This window comes from Brachybacterium sp. AOP3-A1-3, from assembly GCF_052378285.1.
Taxonomy (GTDB): Bacteria; Actinomycetota; Actinomycetes; order Actinomycetales; family Dermabacteraceae; genus Brachybacterium.
Window position 1 is genome coordinate 1 of the sequence record NZ_JBQSXM010000025.1, and the last position, 17,133, is coordinate 17,133.

General features: G+C 65.6%; 15 protein-coding genes and 1 pseudogene. 1 reads left to right on the forward strand and 15 read right to left on the reverse strand.

All coding sequences use genetic code 11. The annotated features are described in order from the left end of the window. Nucleotides 1-1,014: pseudogene (locus tag ACT3T5_RS17950) on the forward strand (IS481 family transposase); the annotation flags it as partial. 92 nt (nt 1,015-1,106) lie between these two features. On the opposite strand, the gene ACT3T5_RS17955 reads toward ACT3T5_RS17950, so the two are convergent. From ACT3T5_RS17955 to ACT3T5_RS18025, 15 genes are all read right to left on the reverse strand, one after another. Continuing rightward, on the reverse strand, nt 1,107-1,649 hold the full coding sequence (locus ACT3T5_RS17955) for an AbiV family abortive infection protein (RefSeq protein ID WP_444595111.1): 543 nt from the start codon (nt 1,647-1,649) through the stop codon (nt 1,107-1,109). Between the two features lie 109 nt (nt 1,650-1,758). Further along, nucleotides 1,759-4,317 carry a DEAD/DEAH box helicase gene (locus ACT3T5_RS17960; RefSeq protein ID WP_444595112.1) on the reverse strand — a complete coding sequence of 853 codons (2,559 nt, stop codon included), beginning with the start codon at nt 4,315-4,317 and terminating at the stop codon, nt 1,759-1,761. Beyond that, nucleotides 4,317-6,431, reverse strand: a complete 2,115-nt coding sequence (locus ACT3T5_RS17965; protein ID WP_444595113.1) for a site-specific DNA-methyltransferase — start codon at nt 6,429-6,431, stop codon at nt 4,317-4,319. The genes ACT3T5_RS17960 and ACT3T5_RS17965 overlap by 1 nt, the downstream gene beginning before the upstream one ends. Nucleotides 6,432-6,591: 160 nt before the next feature. Next, on the reverse strand, nt 6,592-7,233 hold the full coding sequence (locus ACT3T5_RS17970) for a hypothetical protein (protein ID WP_444595114.1): 642 nt from the start codon (nt 7,231-7,233) through the stop codon (nt 6,592-6,594). A 422-nt stretch (nt 7,234-7,655) separates the two neighbouring features. Next, complete coding sequence (locus ACT3T5_RS17975; protein WP_444595115.1) at nt 7,656-8,216, reverse strand: hypothetical protein; 561 nt, start codon at nt 8,214-8,216, stop codon at nt 7,656-7,658. Between the two features lie 45 nt (nt 8,217-8,261). Next, entirely contained in the window at nt 8,262-11,294 is a 3,033-nt protein-coding gene (locus ACT3T5_RS17980) for a LysM peptidoglycan-binding domain-containing protein (protein WP_444595116.1), read from the reverse strand. After that, on the reverse strand, nt 11,291-11,716 hold the full coding sequence (locus tag ACT3T5_RS17985) for a pilus assembly protein TadG-related protein (protein ID WP_444595117.1): 426 nt from the start codon (nt 11,714-11,716) through the stop codon (nt 11,291-11,293). The genes ACT3T5_RS17980 and ACT3T5_RS17985 overlap by 4 nt, the downstream gene beginning before the upstream one ends. After that, the gene (locus ACT3T5_RS17990) at nt 11,713-12,144 is read right to left on the reverse strand and encodes a TadE/TadG family type IV pilus assembly protein (RefSeq protein WP_444595118.1); all 432 of its coding nucleotides are present in this window, start codon (nt 12,142-12,144) and stop codon (nt 11,713-11,715) included. Before ACT3T5_RS17990 ends, ACT3T5_RS17985 begins: the two co-directional genes overlap by 4 nt. A gap of 66 nt (nt 12,145-12,210) precedes the next feature. Continuing rightward, nucleotides 12,211-12,669 carry a TadE/TadG family type IV pilus assembly protein gene (locus ACT3T5_RS17995; RefSeq protein WP_444595119.1) on the reverse strand — a complete coding sequence of 153 codons (459 nt, stop codon included), beginning with the start codon at nt 12,667-12,669 and terminating at the stop codon, nt 12,211-12,213. Further along, complete coding sequence (locus ACT3T5_RS18000; RefSeq protein ID WP_444595120.1) at nt 12,666-12,866, reverse strand: hypothetical protein; 201 nt, start codon at nt 12,864-12,866, stop codon at nt 12,666-12,668. Before ACT3T5_RS18000 ends, ACT3T5_RS17995 begins: the two co-directional genes overlap by 4 nt. A 113-nt stretch (nt 12,867-12,979) precedes the next feature. Then, nucleotides 12,980-13,870: a type II secretion system F family protein gene (locus ACT3T5_RS18005; protein ID WP_444595121.1), complete on the reverse strand. Its 891-nt coding sequence runs from the start codon at nt 13,868-13,870 to the stop codon at nt 12,980-12,982. Beyond that, the gene (locus tag ACT3T5_RS18010) at nt 13,867-14,718 is read right to left on the reverse strand and encodes a type II secretion system F family protein (RefSeq protein ID WP_444595122.1); all 852 of its coding nucleotides are present in this window, start codon (nt 14,716-14,718) and stop codon (nt 13,867-13,869) included. The genes ACT3T5_RS18005 and ACT3T5_RS18010 overlap by 4 nt, the downstream gene beginning before the upstream one ends. Further along, on the reverse strand, nt 14,715-14,888 hold the full coding sequence (locus tag ACT3T5_RS18015; RefSeq protein ID WP_444595123.1) for a hypothetical protein: 174 nt from the start codon (nt 14,886-14,888) through the stop codon (nt 14,715-14,717). Before ACT3T5_RS18015 ends, ACT3T5_RS18010 begins: the two co-directional genes overlap by 4 nt. Further along, complete coding sequence (locus ACT3T5_RS18020; protein ID WP_444595124.1) at nt 14,885-16,351, reverse strand: CpaF family protein; 1,467 nt, start codon at nt 16,349-16,351, stop codon at nt 14,885-14,887. Before ACT3T5_RS18020 ends, ACT3T5_RS18015 begins: the two co-directional genes overlap by 4 nt. Continuing rightward, nucleotides 16,351-17,133 (reverse strand): hypothetical protein, encoded by a 783-nt coding sequence (locus ACT3T5_RS18025; RefSeq protein ID WP_444595125.1) that lies wholly within the window; start codon nt 17,131-17,133, stop codon nt 16,351-16,353. The genes ACT3T5_RS18020 and ACT3T5_RS18025 overlap by 1 nt, the downstream gene beginning before the upstream one ends.

The following is a 17,133-nucleotide window of genomic DNA, read 5'->3' on the forward strand; positions in this document are numbered from 1 at the left end:
GCACCACGTCACCGCCTGAAGGTCGCTCGTCTCGTTCTCGAGGACGGGTGGCCGATCAGCGAGGTCGCCGCCCGCTTCCAGGTGTCCTGGCCGACCGTGAAGTGATGGGTCGACCGCTACCGGGCCGGCGAGTCCATGCAGGACCGGTCGTCACGCCCAAGATCGTCGCCGAACAAGACCGCGAAGACGGTGTCAAAGCGGTGCGTGAGCCTACGAATGCGACTGCGGGAAGGACCCGTTCAGCTCGCTTCCCGACTCGACATCGCACCCTCCACCGTGCATCGCATCCTCACCACGGCGCGCCTGAACCGGCTGTCCTACGTCGACCGGGCCACCGGTGAACCCGTCCGCCGGTACGAGCACCCCCACCCCGGGTCGCTGGTTCACGTGGACGTGAAGAAGCTCGGGAACATCCCCGACGGCGGCGGCTGGCGCTACGTCGGTCGCCGCCAGGGCGGGAAGAACCGCGCCGTCACCCCAGGCAAGCCGCGCAATCAGTACGGCGGCCCCAAGCTTGGGTACGCGTTCGTGCACACCGTCATTGACGACCACTCCCGCGTCGCGTACACCGAGGTCCACGACGACGAGACGGCCGTCACCGCCGTCGCCGTCCTTCGCCGGGCGGTGCAGTGGTTCGCCGGCCATGGCGTCACCATCGAACGGGTGCTGTCGGACAACGGTGGGGCGTACCGGTCGCACCTGTGGCGCGACACCTGCGAGGCCCTGTCGATCACGCCGAAACGGACCCGCCCGTACCGCCCGCAGACCAATGGGAAGGTGGAGCGCTTCCACCGGACGATGGCCGACGGGTGGGCCTACGCCCGCTGCTACACCAGCGAGCAAGAACGCCGCGACGCGCTCGAGCCGTGGCTGGGGCACTACAACGAAGTGCGGCCGCACACCGCGTGCGATAACCATCCGCCACTCACCAAACTCAGAGCGGCTGGCTACTCTTCGGCGGCTTCGACGCCCACGCCAGGCGACTCCTCGGTGAAGAACTCGGGGTCCGAGTAGGGAAGGATCGTCCAGTGGAGATCCTCCGCCGAGTCGATCCGGCTGGGAACGGAGGCGTCTTGTTGGAGGGTGTGGTCCTGGATCAGATGCATCTAAACTACCTTGGCCGCTCGACGAATCTGCTCCACGATCCCCCCGGCGGGTATGTCCAGCGGCGAGGCGATCTGGTCGGCTGCACGGTCGACGTAGAAGCCAACCTGCTTGTCGAGGTTCCGCTGCCGCGCCAACCCATGGAACGTCTCCAAGTCCGGCAACTGGTAGTACTCGATCCGGCGGTCTGGGTCCCAGAAGCCACCCAGACCTGACGCAAACTGCTCCGCCACCTGCAGCTTTTCTGCATGTGGTGTGCGGGTGGTGCGTAGTCCGTCCGGAACCCGAACCAGGCCAGGTTCGCGAGGTTGCACTCCGTAGAGGCCCAAAGGTGCACTCCACTCCCACTCGGCGGCCTCGTACAGCCAGCGTGCCTTCGCCACTTCCTCCATCGCGAGCACCAGGAGCGCCTGAGCCCGGCCAGCACTGCCCCGGTCCGCCAGGGCGTGGGCATCCTCCACAAGCGCCACCGCGTTCGCCATCAGGGACTTCCACCATCGGCGCGCGAAGTCTGCGCTGACCTCTTCAACCTGCGGCTCGCCCATTCAGCGAGTATCTCGCGTCACCGGCCGATCCTCGATCAACGTGTCCGGTCAGTACATCTAGGTGATGCTGTGGATCGCCTCAGTTTGGACCTGGCAGCAGCCCACCGCCTCAAACATATGGGGTGGCAATCTCCCGGTATAGCAGGTCGGCGTCGCTTGCGTTCAGCGCGGCAGCGCGCACTGTCGCAAGGGTGAAGTCCAATACTCGGAGGCGGCCATCAACTCGAGAGATCGACTCGATGCGATGGAACCTGTCGCCGTACGACCTGGCGAAGCGGGCCATCCCTCGAAGTTTCGCCAGTGAGTCGGGCAGCCAGGCTCCGTGGGGGTCGATGATGCTCCCCTTCACTCCCTCAGTGGTGTCGATGAAGAAGAGGAAGTCGGGGCGGAGTGTCCGCCAGTCGCCGTGTCGGTCCTGATAGGCGAGGCTCATTGAATCTCTGCCGCCGGTGGGATTTCGGTACCAGGCGAGTAGGTCGCCGCGTGCCGTCTCGGTGTCGAGCACCTCGATCTCGTCGGGGTTGAGCTTTCCGACCGGGAACATGCCTTCTTCGTCCGAGAGCAGGTGCAGTGGCCGGCGCTCGAGGAGTTGAGTTGCGTCGCCGATGAAGCGTTTGGTCTCCTCTTGTCGGTTCTTCGGCAGTGCCATCGAGACCAGCTGTGGGTCGGTGCTCATCGCGGTGATCTCGGCGTAGAGGCTCTGGCGCGACTCGGAAAGCCCCTTGATAGAGACACGGTGCTTGTCCAGCCACTCGGCAGACAGTGCATCGGCTGTCTCGTCCAGTTTCGGCCGGGTCTGGGGGAGCATCGCCAGCGCCGCAACGCGGACGTGGGCATCGCGCAGGATGTCCTCGTCATCGGCGTCCTTGGCGAGGTGGTCGAGGTAGGTTCGCGCGATGTCCGGGGTGATGTTGCGAGCGCCGTGGCGATATGCCTCCTGGATCGCGCGATCGTCCGCCTCTTCTGTCCAGGTGTCGTCCGAACGCAGACCGTGGTGACCACGGACCGTTCCCCCGGCGACCGTGAGCACGTCCTTCTGGGCTTTCCCGAGCTCCTTCGGGTATTGGGCTGCCAGCCCGTTCATGACACCGTGCAGGCGCTCATGCGCAAACTGGCCGGCGTCTGGCACAAGTCGATCGGCGGCTAGTGCATGGGCCAGTGACGTCAGGCGCTTGATCGGGTTCGCGTGCTTCCTCGGTAGCGTCTCGGTGGGGAGGTCCGAGAACAGCTCCCACACCTCGTCGGGAACCGCGGGGTTCGGCGTCATGAGCAGCGGATCGATCAGGACCCGCTTACCGGTGTCGCTCTCACCGTCGAGGACCTCGCTACCCATGATTTTCTCCAGCACGAGGCTGGCAGTGGCCTTGTTGAACTTCGGGAGGATGCACTCGACGCTGTTGAGAAGATCATCGCCTTCGACGCGTCGGGCCAACGGGGTGCGGATCATCCGTCCCAGCAGCTGCGTGATGTGGGTTTCGTCCTTCGCGGGACGGAAGGAGACCATGACCTCAGCCCGGGGGCAGTCCCAGCCGGTGCTGATCGCATCCTTTGCCAGGAGCACGCGGATGTAGCTGGCGTCCTGCACTCGCTCGGGTGAGATGTAGGGAACGCTGTACGGCCCGAACGCCTGAGCTTTGTGCTCGCCGAACACGTGAGCGATCGCTTCGTGGCCCAGCTCAGGCCATTCTTCATAGATCGCATCGATGGCCGCAGCCATCTCGGTGGGTGATGGCTTGTTTGGCACCTGGAGCACGAGCAGTGGGTTGACCGGATCCAGTTCGTTCTGTGCCGCGGCGTACTCCGACCAGGCAGCGGACATCGCTTTGACCTTGCGGACGCCTCGGCGGAGCAGCACCGTGTTGAAGTCTCCGGACTCGGCTGGGAAGTCGAGCACGATGTCGTCCTTGAGTAGGCCTGACTCTTGGATGCGGACTGTGTCCACCTCGATTGTGCTCAAGTGGACCCGGTTCTCCTTCACCTGGGCCGCTGCCATTGCTTCCTCGAACCGCTGCACGGTGGCGGAGATGCCCCACACGATTGGGATTGGAGGGACACCGCTGTGACCGTTGATGAGCCGCTTCACGATGGTCGGGGTATCGGACGAGGATCGGCGGCCCATGCCGCGGTGAGCCTCGTCTAGGACCATGTACAGAGTGAGGTTCGGGTCCTCGATTGTGTTCCGCAGCGTGTCCCAGAAGGTGAACGGGACTGTGTCCGGGTGCGAGTCCATGCCCGGCAGCGCGTCAGCGCCGTCGTGGCCGCGGACGAGCAGGCTGTTTCGCGAGAGCTTCGAGGTGTTGACGAAATAGACGTTGCCCGGTTGGAGCTTTGAGTGGCGGAACGGATGTTCCACAGTGATCAGCCGATTCCTCAGCCGGTCCGATGCCTGCTGGAGGCGGTGCCGGGTCTGCTGGTTCAGGGACGGGTCGTCGCTGAACCACAGTACGACCGCTTTGGGGTCCGGAACTACGTCGAAGTCGTCGCTTCCCCAGAACAGTGCTTCGATCACGGCCGCGGCCATGATCGTCTTGCCTGAGCCGGTCACGGAGGCGAGTGCTACCGAGCTGACCCGCTTGCTTGCGCTGCGGTAGAAGTCGCGCGCTGAGGCGAGTTCCCGGAGCGTGTCGCCAACGGCGTCGGCCTGGTAGTCCTTGAGGGTGAAGCGCATCAGAAGTCACCAACGCTTTCGCAGTTGCGGAGGTAGTCCTCGTAGAGCCGCACGGTTTCGATGTTCGGGATCTCAGCCGCGACCTGCTGGTAGCGGCCTTCGTCGTCCGTCACGATATAAGCGATCCTCACACCCTCGGCAGCTCCGAGAGCGGCGAGGAACTCCGCGGACTGGTCGAGGTCATTGATGATGCCGTAGCTGTCAGCGACTTCCCATCCATCGGGGATCGTATCGATCCGACGTCCGACTGATCCGGCTCGAAGCCAGAGCATCGGCGCGATCGCAGCAAAGGCCCGATCCGTGCTTACCCGCCACGGTGACTCGTACGTCAGAGTGAAGAAGGACGCATTCTCTGCGAAGCCCTCGGCCATGGGGAACTCGTCGACAAACCGATAGTCACCCTTAATCGGCTTACCGTCCGGGGTTTTGCCGGTTATGGCAGCACGTATCCGAGGTTTGGTGATGTAGTCGCAGATGCCTAGCTGTTCCCACTCTGGGTCGCCGGGACGCTTCCCTTGCTTGCGAAGCTTGACCTGTTCTTCGGCGGAAACCTCGTTGTTAGTCACTGAAATACACTGACGCCGGCCCCCGTCCTGCCGGTTGAGCCGCATAATGGCCTGTGCGGTAGTTCCGGAGCCAGCGAAGAAGTCAAGAACCACAGCTTCCTTCTTGTGCTCGAGTACCGCGCGCAGGGAATCCTCCACAGCGTATAGAGATTTGGGGAACGGGAAATCGCGACCTGGCAGCATCGCGCGCAACATTCTTGACCCAAACTCGCCGGCGGAATGCCCGGACCGATTCCAGACTGTCTTGGGGAACCTGCGCCGTCCGTCTTCGCCCATCTCAACAATCACGGAGCCGTCCGCTGCGCTGCCTGTGACTGTCAGCTCGCTTCTCTCGATGCGCTGAATCTGGGCCTTGCCGAGATAGAGAACCGACCAACGACCGGTCTTCGCATCAAAAGCCCCTAGTTTCGCAAAGCCCTTGTCAAGAAGCTCCTGCAAATATTCCGGCGAAGTACGCCAGTTTGCCTCAATGCCATTAGCTCGGATCGGCCACAGCGTCTGTAAGCCGTCTTCGTCAGGGACGGTTCGCGGGTCCATGTCGAGGGGAATGGGTTGACCAATCTTGGAGATACGCTTCGCGCCTACGTCCACGTAGATGGGATAGAAAAGATTTGGTCGATCAATGCGACGAGAATTTGACCCTCCCCGCATCAGCCACTCCCAGCGCACCTTGTTCGCTCTCGAACCACTTTCTAGCTCACTGAGAAGATCATCCTTTAGTCGCGCGGGAGATGCGGACCCAAAGAAGCAAAAGAATGCATACTCTTCAACTCTAGCGAACTCTGCGCCTCTCGCAACACCGTTAGGATTGATTACAACCGTCACCATCTGCTGACGAGCTTCCGGGAATATCTGCTCTAAGAGCATCCCGAGCCGAAGATACTCTTTCTCGTCAATGGTTACGACGAGGACTGAGTCCTCGGGGTTAAGTAGGCGTTTCGCGACCCGCAGTCGCCTCTCCATGAAGGCCAGCCATTTGGAGTGTCGGTAAAGATCGTCGCCCTCGACATAGTCGTTGTTGTACTTCCAGTCGCGAGCGCCGGTGTTGTAAGGGGGGTCGATATAGATCGCGTCGACTGACTTCTCATGTGTGAATGTAAGCTGCTCTAGTACATGGAAGTTCTCGCCGTTAATGACGGTGTGGGATGGGTTGGTGCCACCATGTTCCACAGATCCATCCGGCCAAAGTCCAGGGTAAATGCGGTCGCGGAATTCTGCCACGAGCACCAGATCGTCAATTGAGACGGAAGTGGTCTCGGTTTTCTCGCCGTTCGGCGTAGAGATCTGAGCCGTGCCGCTGCTGAGTGTGTTGATGGTCCAAATTCGCTGGTCACCACGAGTCGTTGATCCTCTTGGGGGGAGGACTCGGACCTTGCTGCCCTTGCGAATCTTGTGACCAGCCAGCTCGACCGCCTCGGGCGCGTGCCTCTCGAAGTTCAAACCGAAGGGCAGACGCTTCTGCAAAGGCTGGATCTCGGCTTCCAAGTCCTCACCGAGCTGCGGGTCAAGCTGCTTAGCAGCGCGCAGAAGGTCCGATAACCTCGACATCCTCATCCTCACGTCTACTGGGTCGAGCCACCTTCGCACTGGTCGACGGGGTGTTTACTCGCGCTCGATCTTATCGGCCGACGGGTGAGCTCCGACCAGGCGAGAGCCGCGCCGGCTACTCGGCGTCGGGGAAGAGGGTTGGGTCAACGTGTTGGGATGTTCAGGAGACGTCGGTGACGACGCTCTGATACTGGCCGATGCGCAGCTGCTTGGACGTGGTCAGCTCGACGGGGATCGTGCCGCTCTCACCGGTGTTCGACTCCCACTCGACGCCCCAGTGGGCGGTGATGTTCACGCTGTATAGCCCATCGGGCTGCTCATCGCTCATCTGCTCGTAGATGTGGCCGCAGTCGGGGGAGGGGTCGATCCCGGTGCCGGGGTACTCGGTGCCGGGGCCCTCGCACTCGATCGTGGTGCCGTCTCCCATGTCGATCGACATCCCTGAGAACGTCGCCGTCGCGGTGACGGTTACCGCGCCCGCCGACGCGCTGGTTGTGTTCGGCCCCGTCGTGGTCTCGCCTGGGTTGGATACCCAGAACCACACCGGGAGCCCCACGGCGCCGAGGGTCTCCGTGTCGTTCGGCGTGGAGGCGATCTCCGGGGCCTCCAGACCCATCTGGGAGAGCGCGGTCTGCGCGAGCTCGGCAGGATCCACCTGAGGTGCGGGCGCCTCGCCGGCCTCCTGGGGAGTGGGGTCTTGGGCAGGCGGCGCCGGCGCCGGCGCCGCCGGATCCGCTGGGTCTGGCTGGGCTTGGGTCATGCCGTCGACGAAGGCGGTGGGTCCCCCGTTCTGCCCCTGCACGTACGCGCCTTCTGGGTAGTACGTCGCTCGAGAGCCGTCATCGAGGACCTCGACGTTGTCTGGGCGGTCCGAGGAGACCGAGGTAGGGGACCCGCTCGAGTAGTTCCCGACGCTGGTCCGGCCGCTGTTGCTGACGGAGGTGGTTCCACCTCCACCACCGCCCCCGGAGGACTTCCCGCTATTGCCAGAGGACTTGCTGCCCCCGCTTGACGAACTGCCGCCGCCAGACGACTTCCCCCCGCCGGACGAGCTGCCACCCCCACCAGAGGACTTCCCACCACCCCCACCGCCGGAGGAGGCGCCAACTTCGACTGTTGCGCTGCCTCCGCCTCCGTTACGAATAGAGACGCTACCTTCGCCATCTCCATCTGCCCATGCAGGACTTGTGGCCAGGAGAATGCCGGTCGTTGCACTGATGGCGATTAGCCCTCGAAGTGAGCGTCGCATGTCGTCCCCTCGTCGTAGTAGCCCTGCTCCTTGATCATCCAGGGCTCAGAGTCAGATTCCTTCACCAGCGTGAAGCTGCCGACGCTCTCGTCCCGCTGGTTGGTGATCTCCACGGGCTTGCCGTCCTTGGTCGCTTTCAGCGCGCTGGAGTCCTGACAGAACTCCACGACCGCGGTCGTTTCCGTCTCTTCAACCACGTCCCAGCGGGAGAGCTTCGTTTCTCCCGTGACCACCGCACCAGTCTCGGCTCGTTCCTCATCGTCGGCTCGCTGCTTCTCCGCCAACTCGGGAACGAAGAAGTCGTCGATGTAGCTGGTGTCCTTCCACCCGTCAGCTGCGGCTGCGTCCGAGGCCTCAAACGAAGCCGTGATGCGCTCTTGGGGCGTGGCGTCGGCGGGGTCTGCCGTGGGCGGGGCCTCTTGGCTGGTGGCCGTCGGGGTGGGGTCCTCTTCGCCGTTGCTGCTGGTGCAGGCGGCGAGGGGGAGTGCGAGGAGCGAGGCCAGCGCGATCGTGGTGAGTGTTCGCTGTCGGATCATCGGGTGGTCTCCTCGATGGCGGGGATAGGGGTGGTCATGGGTGCCTCAGATTGCGATGCGGTGGGGTGCGGGGGCGGTGTACATCAGCGCCTCGGTCTCGGGCATGAGGTCGTAGTCGTCGTCGACGGCGGCGATCTGGGCCTCGAGGTCGTGGGTGATGCGCTGGTGGAGGTCAGGGTCGTGGGTGGCTGCCTGGAGGCGGTAGCGCCAGAGCTGCTCGTGCAGGGACTCGACAAGCAGGCCCTGCTGGGTGGCCCACAGGGTGGTCTCGATATCGCCGGCGTCGAGAGCGCGCTGGGCAAGCTCGTGGGCGAGGTCGAGGACGGTATCGGTCATCCGGTACTGAATGGTGATGGACCAGCGGTAGCGGCTGCGGCCGCCGCCGGCGAAGGGGGTGCCGCGCACGAGCTTGAGGGCCTCGGCGAGTTGCTCATCGGTGGCGTCCTGGTGCAGCTCGGCGATCTGCTGGATGTAGGCCCAGTCTGAGGTGATGTGCTCGTCGAGCGTGTAGGACCCGTCGGCGCCGTTGGCGCGGGGGAGGTACCTGGTGCCGTCGTCGGCGGCGCCGAGCCACTTGCGGGCCCGGGAGATGCGCTGGTGGCGGGTGCTGTCGGCGACGCGCTTGGTGGGCCAGAGATCGGCGAGGAAGTCGTTCTCGGCCTTCCCGGGCTGGAGGTAGATGTAGGTGACCGTCTCGGTGAGCTCGGCGAGGCGCTTCGCCTCGAGGGCGCCGGTGGCACCGAGGATCTCGACGGGGCCGAGTACGCGGATGTACGGGTGCTCGGCAGGGAGCTCAGGGTCGCCGTCGCGCTGCGCTGCGGTGAGGATCGTGCTACTGGAGGGTTGGACGATGGCGACCGGGCGCAGCGGCGTCGCGGGAATGTCCTCCTCGGCCGGCTGCCCGGCGGGCCCCTCAGTGGTGGGCTCGAGGGTGGAGGCCGCACCGAGGGCTCGCAGGACGGCGTCGTAGTCGGAGTCGGTGAGGTGCTGTGGGGTGAGCTCGAGGCCGAGGGGCTCGAGGCGTGCGGCCTCGAGGGACTCGATGTGCATCCTCCACTCGGACAGGTCGGTGTGCTGGTCGCTGGAGATGACGGCGACGGCGATCTGAGGGCGGGCGTCGACGATGCTCTGGAGCCGGCGCTTCTCGGTGAGGGAGAGGTCGGTGCCGATGATGATGATCTCGGGTGCCCAGAGGTCGGTGGCGTCGCCTGCCTGGCGGGCGTGCTGAGCCGAGTCGTGGCCGAGCTCGTCCAGTACCTCCTGGTCGCGCTCGAGTTTGGCTTCGAGGTCGTCGAGAAGCTCGGTGACCGTGTCGCGGTAGGTGATTCGGCCGGACCCGAGGACATCCTCGAGCTCGGGGCAGACGCCGACCGTGGTGATCGCCAGGTCGTCGGCCCACTGCGAGGTGGCCAGGGAAACCGTCAGGGCCCGCATGACGGGCACGGAGGTCTGGGAGGCGGCGTGGATGCCGAGTGCGGCGAGGTGCTCGAGGTCCACGAGGATCTGGTGGCCGTCGGGATCGGTACCGATCGTGACGAGTGCTGGGTAGGGCGCGACGATGTCGGCGATCGTCTCGTCGTCGGCGAGGGAGGCCGTGCGGGGCAGCAGCCACGTGGCGGGGTCCTCGGTGGCCTCGAACGGGGCGGGCAGCTCGTGCGGTGCCGAGGCGTACAGCTCGAGGTGAGCATCGGTCAGACGTGCCAGGCGGACGTCGGGGAGGGTCTGGCCGTCGCGTAGCTGGAGCGCGGAGAGGGTGCGCAGGGCGCGGTCGACGAACCCGAGCACGGTGGGGTCCTCGATGCGAGTGAGACGCACCTGGTCGAGGTCGACGGCTGCTGCCTCCGGGATCCGCTGGTCGGACCGGCGCTTGCGTTGGGTGTACAGGCGACGAGCCAGGACCGCGCCGAGAATGCTGGCGGCGAAGATCGAGCCGACCCCGGTCCACGGCACGGTGGAGGTCTCCTCGGCCTCAGCGCTGGGCCCCGACACCGGGGCGGGGACGTCGGCGCCGGCGGGCGCGGTCTCGGCCTCGCCGCCCTCCTGGGGAGCTTCCGCGTCGGGCAGAGCGGTGGCGACCGCTTCGGCGGCTTCCACGGCGGCTTCGGCTGCGGCAGCGCCGTCCTTCTCTGCGGAGGGGATTTCGTCCTGCTGGGCTGCCTGCTCGTCGGCCTGAGGGGCCTGCGCGGAGGCGGTCTCGGTGGGCACGTGCAGGGTCCACCCGATGTCGATCTGGTCGGGGTCCTCGAGGTGGTGCCCACCGGGCTGGGTGATGCCCGCTGAGGCCTCGGCGATCTCGGGCCACCGATCGCCGTCACCGAGATTCTCGTCGGCGATGGAGCTCAGGCTCTGCCCGCGCTCGACGGTGACCGTCTCGTACTGCTGCTCGACGTCCTGGGGTGCCTGATCGGTGGCGGGAACGCCGGGGATGGTTAACTCCCACCCGGGCTCGAGGTAGGGGTCCTCCCCGACGCGTAGGGAGCCGCCGTCCGGCTGGATCTTCCCGTCGTTGGCCTTCACGATCTCGCGCCACTGACTGCCGGAGCCGAGGTGCTTCGCGGCGAGGTCCCAGGCGGTGTCTCCGGGCTTCACGGTGATCACGAGGTCTGCGGCTTCGGGGGCTGCGGCGTCTTGATGATCACTCTGGGTCTCGGCCGACGGCTGTTCGGTGGGCATGGCGGGGGCCTCTGCGGTCTGCACGGCCGGTGCGACTTCGGCCGGGGTGTCTGCCAGCGCGGCGGGTGCGCCGAGCCCGGCGATTGCAGCGATGAGGACGGCTGCGGCGCCTTGCTGAGCGCTGAACCCTCGCAGCTGCGGGGTCGGGATGTGGCGGATGCGGGAGAAGATCTCGAGCGCCACGGACAAGGTGAAGGTAGCCCAGGCGATCCACCCGATCCACACCACCACGAACAGGAGGAAACCGATCGAGTCGTTGGTCGTGAACAGGTGCGCGACGTCTCCGGCGGATGGCAGCTGCTGCGGGATCGGGTTTCCGTAGAAGGTGAGCAGGGCTAGCGGGATCCCGCCGACGAGGCCGGCGAGCACGATGAGGGCGCCGAGCGCCTTGAGCGGCTTGATCATGGGAGGACCTCCGTCTGTCCCTGGATGAGGTCGACGCGGGCAGTGCGGGTCGCGGAGACCGAGTGGATGCCGATGAGGCCGAGAAAGACGGTGTCTTCGGAGCTGGTGACGCTGACCTCGATTGTCGTGGGGTCTACGACGCGCACGGTTCCGGTGGCGCCAGCCTGCGCGAGGTAGTCCTCGGCTGCGGTGGCAGCTCCATCTGCGCTCAGCTGCGCGGCTTGGGAGTCGGAGGGGAGGGACTCCAGCGGCTGTGCGCCCACACGCGCGGCGTCCTGCGCGGTCGATGAGGCTTCCGCGGCCGCGTTCATCTTGGCGCCGCCGTCGACGACGAGGCCGATCACGAGGAACAGGGCGACCACGATGACGATGGCGAGCTCGGAAACCTCGCCGCGCTCGAGCTGCTTTCGGAGCCGCATCATGACCGCTCCCGGTAGGTGTCGAGGGGGCTGGTGGACTCGACCGTGATCGTGCGCGTGCCGGGGAGCCCGGGAACGGGGATCAGCTCGGCGTAGGGCAGGGTGCAGGTGATGGTGCTGCGGACGGATGAGGTCTGCCCGGGAGCCGTGGTGAAGGCGGTCGCGTCGACATCGACGGACACGTTGGTGCAGGAGATCCCGCGCTGCTGGAGCTCGCTGGTGAAGGCTCCTTCGACACGCTGGGCGGCATCGGTCTGGTTCGTGGCCAGGGACGCGGCGCGCGCGGAGGAGTGGGCAGCGGTGGTGATGGACTGTTGACTAGTGGCGAAGCTGCCGACGGCAAGGAGAACCCCGAGGATCAGGAAGAGGGCGGGGGCGATGATCGCGGCCTCGGTGCTGGAGGATCCGCGCTCAAGCTCAAGACGGGTCATCGACTCGCTCCTCTCTGTGCTGGGACGCCTACAGTTTGCACGCTGGCATACTCAGTGTCAACAGCGTCATGGAACGTAGTGTTCGGTGGGGATGGTGACGGTCTGCTCGATGGCGGGCAGCTCGTACAGGGGGACGAGGGATAGGGCTCGCCCGCGGACAGTCACGGTGACCGTCTGATCGGTCTGCGAGGAGGTCACGCTGTAGTCGCGCAGCACTCCGTCGGCATTCTCGGCCAGAGCGGTGTTCGTGGCCTCAGTCGAGGAGCGATTGGACTGGTAGGTCGCCGCAGCGGTCGCCCCTTCCCGGGCCGAGTGGATGGCGATGCTGCGTGCGTGAGCCCAGATTCCGACCTGGATGATCAGGAAGACGATCACGAAGACGACCGGGACCACGATGATCGACTCGGCAGATGACCCGCGCTCGAGCTGCTCTCGACGTCCGTGGTGTCGTCCTCGGCGACCAGGAGGACGGCAGCACTGAGGGGCCGAGCAATGGCTCAGCCCCTCAGCACGGACGCAGGTCACGACGGCAGCTCGCCGATCTTGCTGTAGACGTAGGCCCCGATCGCGCCGACAACAGCCAGTGCCAGTGTGACCAGAGCGACGGTGACGATGATGGTCTCGGTGCTGATCGCGCCGACGGTCGCCGACTGTCGGGCTCGCTGCGCATGCTCGCGAACGATGCTGGTCAGGTACGAGATGAGAATCTTGAGAGATTCCATGGGTGTGGGTCCTTTCCGGGTCTACCCCTCTACCGCGGTTTCGGACCCGGCGTGTGACCGGATCCTCGCAACATCCTTACAGGTGCCTGGGTGCGGAGGTAGGGGAGCGTGGCTTAGTACGACAGGAGGTTGAGGATCGATGGGGTGATGAGCAGGGCGATGAAGGTGACCGCGAGGATCGCCAGGGGGGCGACCATGCCCTCGCTGCGGGCGTTGGCGACTCCCTGTTCGTCGCGCAGCTGGGCGTTGCGCATCGAGCGGGCACGGGCGTGGAGGTTGTCCTTAATCGAGGCTCCTTCCTCTCCGGACAGGCGGATGATGTCGGCGATCTCGTTGAGGTCGTTGACGCCGATCTCTTCGCCGAGATCTCGCAGGTCGTTCCAAGCATCGGTGCCGCGTAGCCGTGAGCGCTCGATGAGCTGCCGGATGCGGGCGAACAGTTCGTGGTCCCCGATCGATGCGGCCTCGGTCATCGCTTGCGCAGGGCCGGCCCCACCGTTACGGGAGAGGGCGACGAAGTCGACGTAGCTGGCCAGCACTTTGGAGTAGTGCTGCCGCTCCTCGGTAGCGCGCTGGCGGACCTCGAGATCGGGCAGGAGGAAGAACACCAGAGCGAGGACGAGCATCGCTCCCACGGACCCGATTACGGGCAGAGGGATCTGAGCGATGTAGGCCAGGGCCGAGAGGATGGCCGGAAGGGACAGGCCGAACAACGCGGCCTTGGCCTTCTTGCCGTAAAACGTGCGGGAGGTCCACCCGATCAGAGCGAGATCTCGGCGGGGAGTGATGATCAGAGGGAGCTGCGTGAGGGTGCGCTCGGCCCAGGCACCGAGTCTCTCCTCGAACCCCTCGGGCTCGGCGTCGGGGCTCTGTGCGGCATTAGGGGCCGCGGTGAGGCGCTCGACCGCTGAGGACAGAGCCGGCTGGGCGGGCATGGCCGCTCGGATGAGGACGAAGAGGCCGGCGCCGAGGGTGGCTCCGACGAGCAGAACGATGGGTGTCATCGCGCGCCTCCAGTGGTGCGAAGGATCCGACGCCCCCTGGGGGTGCGGGAGGCCATGTTCATCCACCACAGGGACGCGAAGAACGCCGCAGTGAGGACCGACAGAATGAGCTGGCCGAGAAGGGTCTGGTACGGCTCGACATAGGTCGGATTCGCCACAAACAGCAGCAGCAGCACGACCACGGCGATGACCGTGATGATCCGTGCGTTGGCACGAGGCTTGGCTCGATCGGCCTCGATCTCGCGTCGGGACGCGACATCGTCGGAGATCATCTCCGCTGCCCCGTCGAGCACCTTCGCAAGGCCAGGACCGCGCCGGAACGATCCCAGCAGGAGGGATCCGGCCAGAACATCCCCTGTGGGATCGTCCAAGTCATCGGCGAAACTCTCCAGCGCGGTGTTGATGGGAACGCCGGCCTGGAGGCGGGCGACGAGCCTGCCCACCTCCCGCTTGATCGGGTCGGCGACCGATGCCCGAGAGGCGATGATCGCCTGTTCGAGGCTGGCCTGCGCGCCGAGCACGGCGCTGAGGGAACGCGTCCACTCCTCGAGAGCGTTGAGCCTCTCGATCGGGGCCTTCTCGCTGGAGCTGGGGACGATGTACGGCAGCAGAAGGGCGAGGGCTGGAAGCGCGGGGAGAGCCACAAAATACCCCGTGACCAGCCAGAGCACCCCTCCGAGGACAGTGGCGGCGAGGACCATACCGCCGTGTCGCCGCTGTGCTGGGGTGAGCCGCCGGGGGCGCTTGGTCTTCTCCGCGACGGGCTGGGGGATCAGTCCGGTCACCAGCAGCCAGATGCCCAAAATCAGTGCGATCGCGCTGAGAGAAGCGAGGAAGGGAATCATCATCGGCTCCTCGGAGTGAAGGTGTCGGTCTCGGTGAGCATGTCGGCCATCTCGTGGAGCTGCTCTGCCAGCAGCCCACGATCGAGGTCGTCGAGCTCGAGCGGGTCGGCATCAGGAGAGTGCCGCACGGTGATGTCCACCGCGTACCAACCCAGGGCATCGAAGGTGGTCATGGCGTCTCCCGGATGGTGATGGGGCCCTCGCGAAGGTACGGCTTGAGCTCGTCGTTAAACGGGGGTGAGAGACGCTGGTGGATCTGGCCGTCGCTGTACTCCCACAGCTGCGTGGAGGCCACTCGCCCGTCCTCGCCGGGGCTGTACGTGGTGACATTGGTGATGCGGCGGCCGCGGGGGGCCTGGTCGGTCCAGGGGTCGCGCTTGGCCAGAGGGATGACCCCGACGTAAATTGCGAGGTCAATGTTCTCGGCGACCTGCCGCCGGGCGAAGTCCTCGGTGACTCGGCCATCCTTGCGGGCGAGGGTGACGATGCGCTCGGGCACGGCGGCCGCCGACTTCGCGTGGATCGTAGACATGCTGCCCGCGCCGGTCTGCATCGCCTCGAACATCGCGATCACCTCTGGCCCCAGCAGCTCACCGACGATGAGGCGGTCGAGGTTGTGGCGGAAGGAACGCTGCGCCCAGTAGTCCATCGGGATCTCGCCGATCGGACGGCCAGCGGCGTCCTTCTCGCTGCTGCCGGGGATGGCTTCCCACGAGATGAGTCGCGGATGGCGCTGGTCGCCGAGGAGCTCGAGGTGCAGCTCGTAGACGGACTCGATGGTGCCGAGCTTCTCGCCGGGCTCGATCTCGTTGATCAGCGCACGCAGCAGCGTCGTCTTGCCGGCACCGCGGTCGCCCGCCACGATGATCGACTTCTTCGCACGAACCGCTGCACGGAGGAAGGAGGCGAGCTCGGGAGGCATGAGCTGGAGGTCGACGAGATCGGCGAGCGTGATGTCGATGAGGCGATGGATGCGGATGGTCGCGACAGGTTTGGCGATCACCCAGCCCGTGGCCTCCAGTCGGGCGTTGTCTCCGAGGCTGAGCTCCAGGTTCGGGTGGGCGGGGTCGAAGTTCCTGCCGGCACTGTGGGCGAAGTGCGCGAGCATGCTGAGCAGCTCTTCATCGGAGTCAGCGATCGGGTCCATGTATTCGAAGGAGTGCCCGGTGCGCTGGACGATGACTTTCTGGTGGCCGTACAGCTCGATGTTCTCGATCGTGTCGTCATCCAAGAGGGGCTGGAGGCGGCCGAAGCCGAAAACGGCCTCGAGGACGGCCTGACTGATGGCGCGGCGCTCTTCTCCGCTCCAGCGTGCCTGACCCTGGTTGATCCGTAGACGTTCCTGATCGTCGATGAGGTGAGTGATCAGGGAGATGGCCTGCGCCTTCTGGTCCTCGAGGGGGAGATCGAAGGCGTCCTCACGGGAGAGGTGTTCGGAGACGTCGTCGCGCAGGCGGGTGACGGTCTTCCAGTCGGTGAAGCGCTGTGCCGGCTGCGGTTCCTCGTTCTCGCGCACGAGGTGGGGCCGGGGCGCGGCGGCTGTCGGGATGATGTCCAGCGGGGTGTCGTTCTCATCGTCCAGATCAATCAGGGGGAGGCTGGCGAAGTCGGGCAGTTCGGCAGGGTTCGAGTTCATCAGGCGTCTCCTCGCAGTGTTTGGATGGAGGTGCGTCGCTTTCGGGCTGCGGAGCCGATGGAGTCCGCCAAGGAGCGCAGGGATCGGATGTAGGAGCTCGAGTCGAACCCTCGCGGTCTGGGCCGGCCGTGAGCGAAGGCTGCGGCGTGCTTCGGGGCCCACGGGAGAGATCCCAGTGAGGGTTGTCCGAGCGCATGCGATGCCTCGCTCTCCGAGTAGGAGTCGGGGGCATCGATCGTGATGAGGTGCAGCGCGGGCGCCTCGATGTCGCCGGACTCGGCGAGCCGGCGATGGGTGATGGTGCTCTTGGCGGCCACGGTCGCGGTGACCGTCGGCTGGAGAACGAGCGCGGTCACGTCGGAGATCTTGAGGATCGGCGCGGCCATGAACGGGGCGTGGAACCTGCCGATGTCCACGAGCACGTCAATACCGGCGCGCTCGAGGTCATACAACGCCATCGCCAACGCGTCCCATCTCGCCGAGAGCGCCCGGCCTTGGAGGGGGTTACTGATTCCCGGGACGAGCCGGCGGAGTGGCTCGGTGTCGTCGGTGAGAGGGATCGACTGCTCGAGCAGCTTCTCCTCGAAGTCCTGTCCGGGCGTGAGGTCGATGATCGTGCTCTTCGGGCTGATGCTGCCGGCGAAGAATCCGGCGAGCGTCGAGCTGACACCGAGGGTGTCGGCTTCGAGCAGGATCACGTCGCGGGGCCAGGCCAGGGCTAAACCGAGCGCCGTGGTGGAGACGCCGGGAGATCCCGAGGATGAGGTCAGGGAGATCAGCAC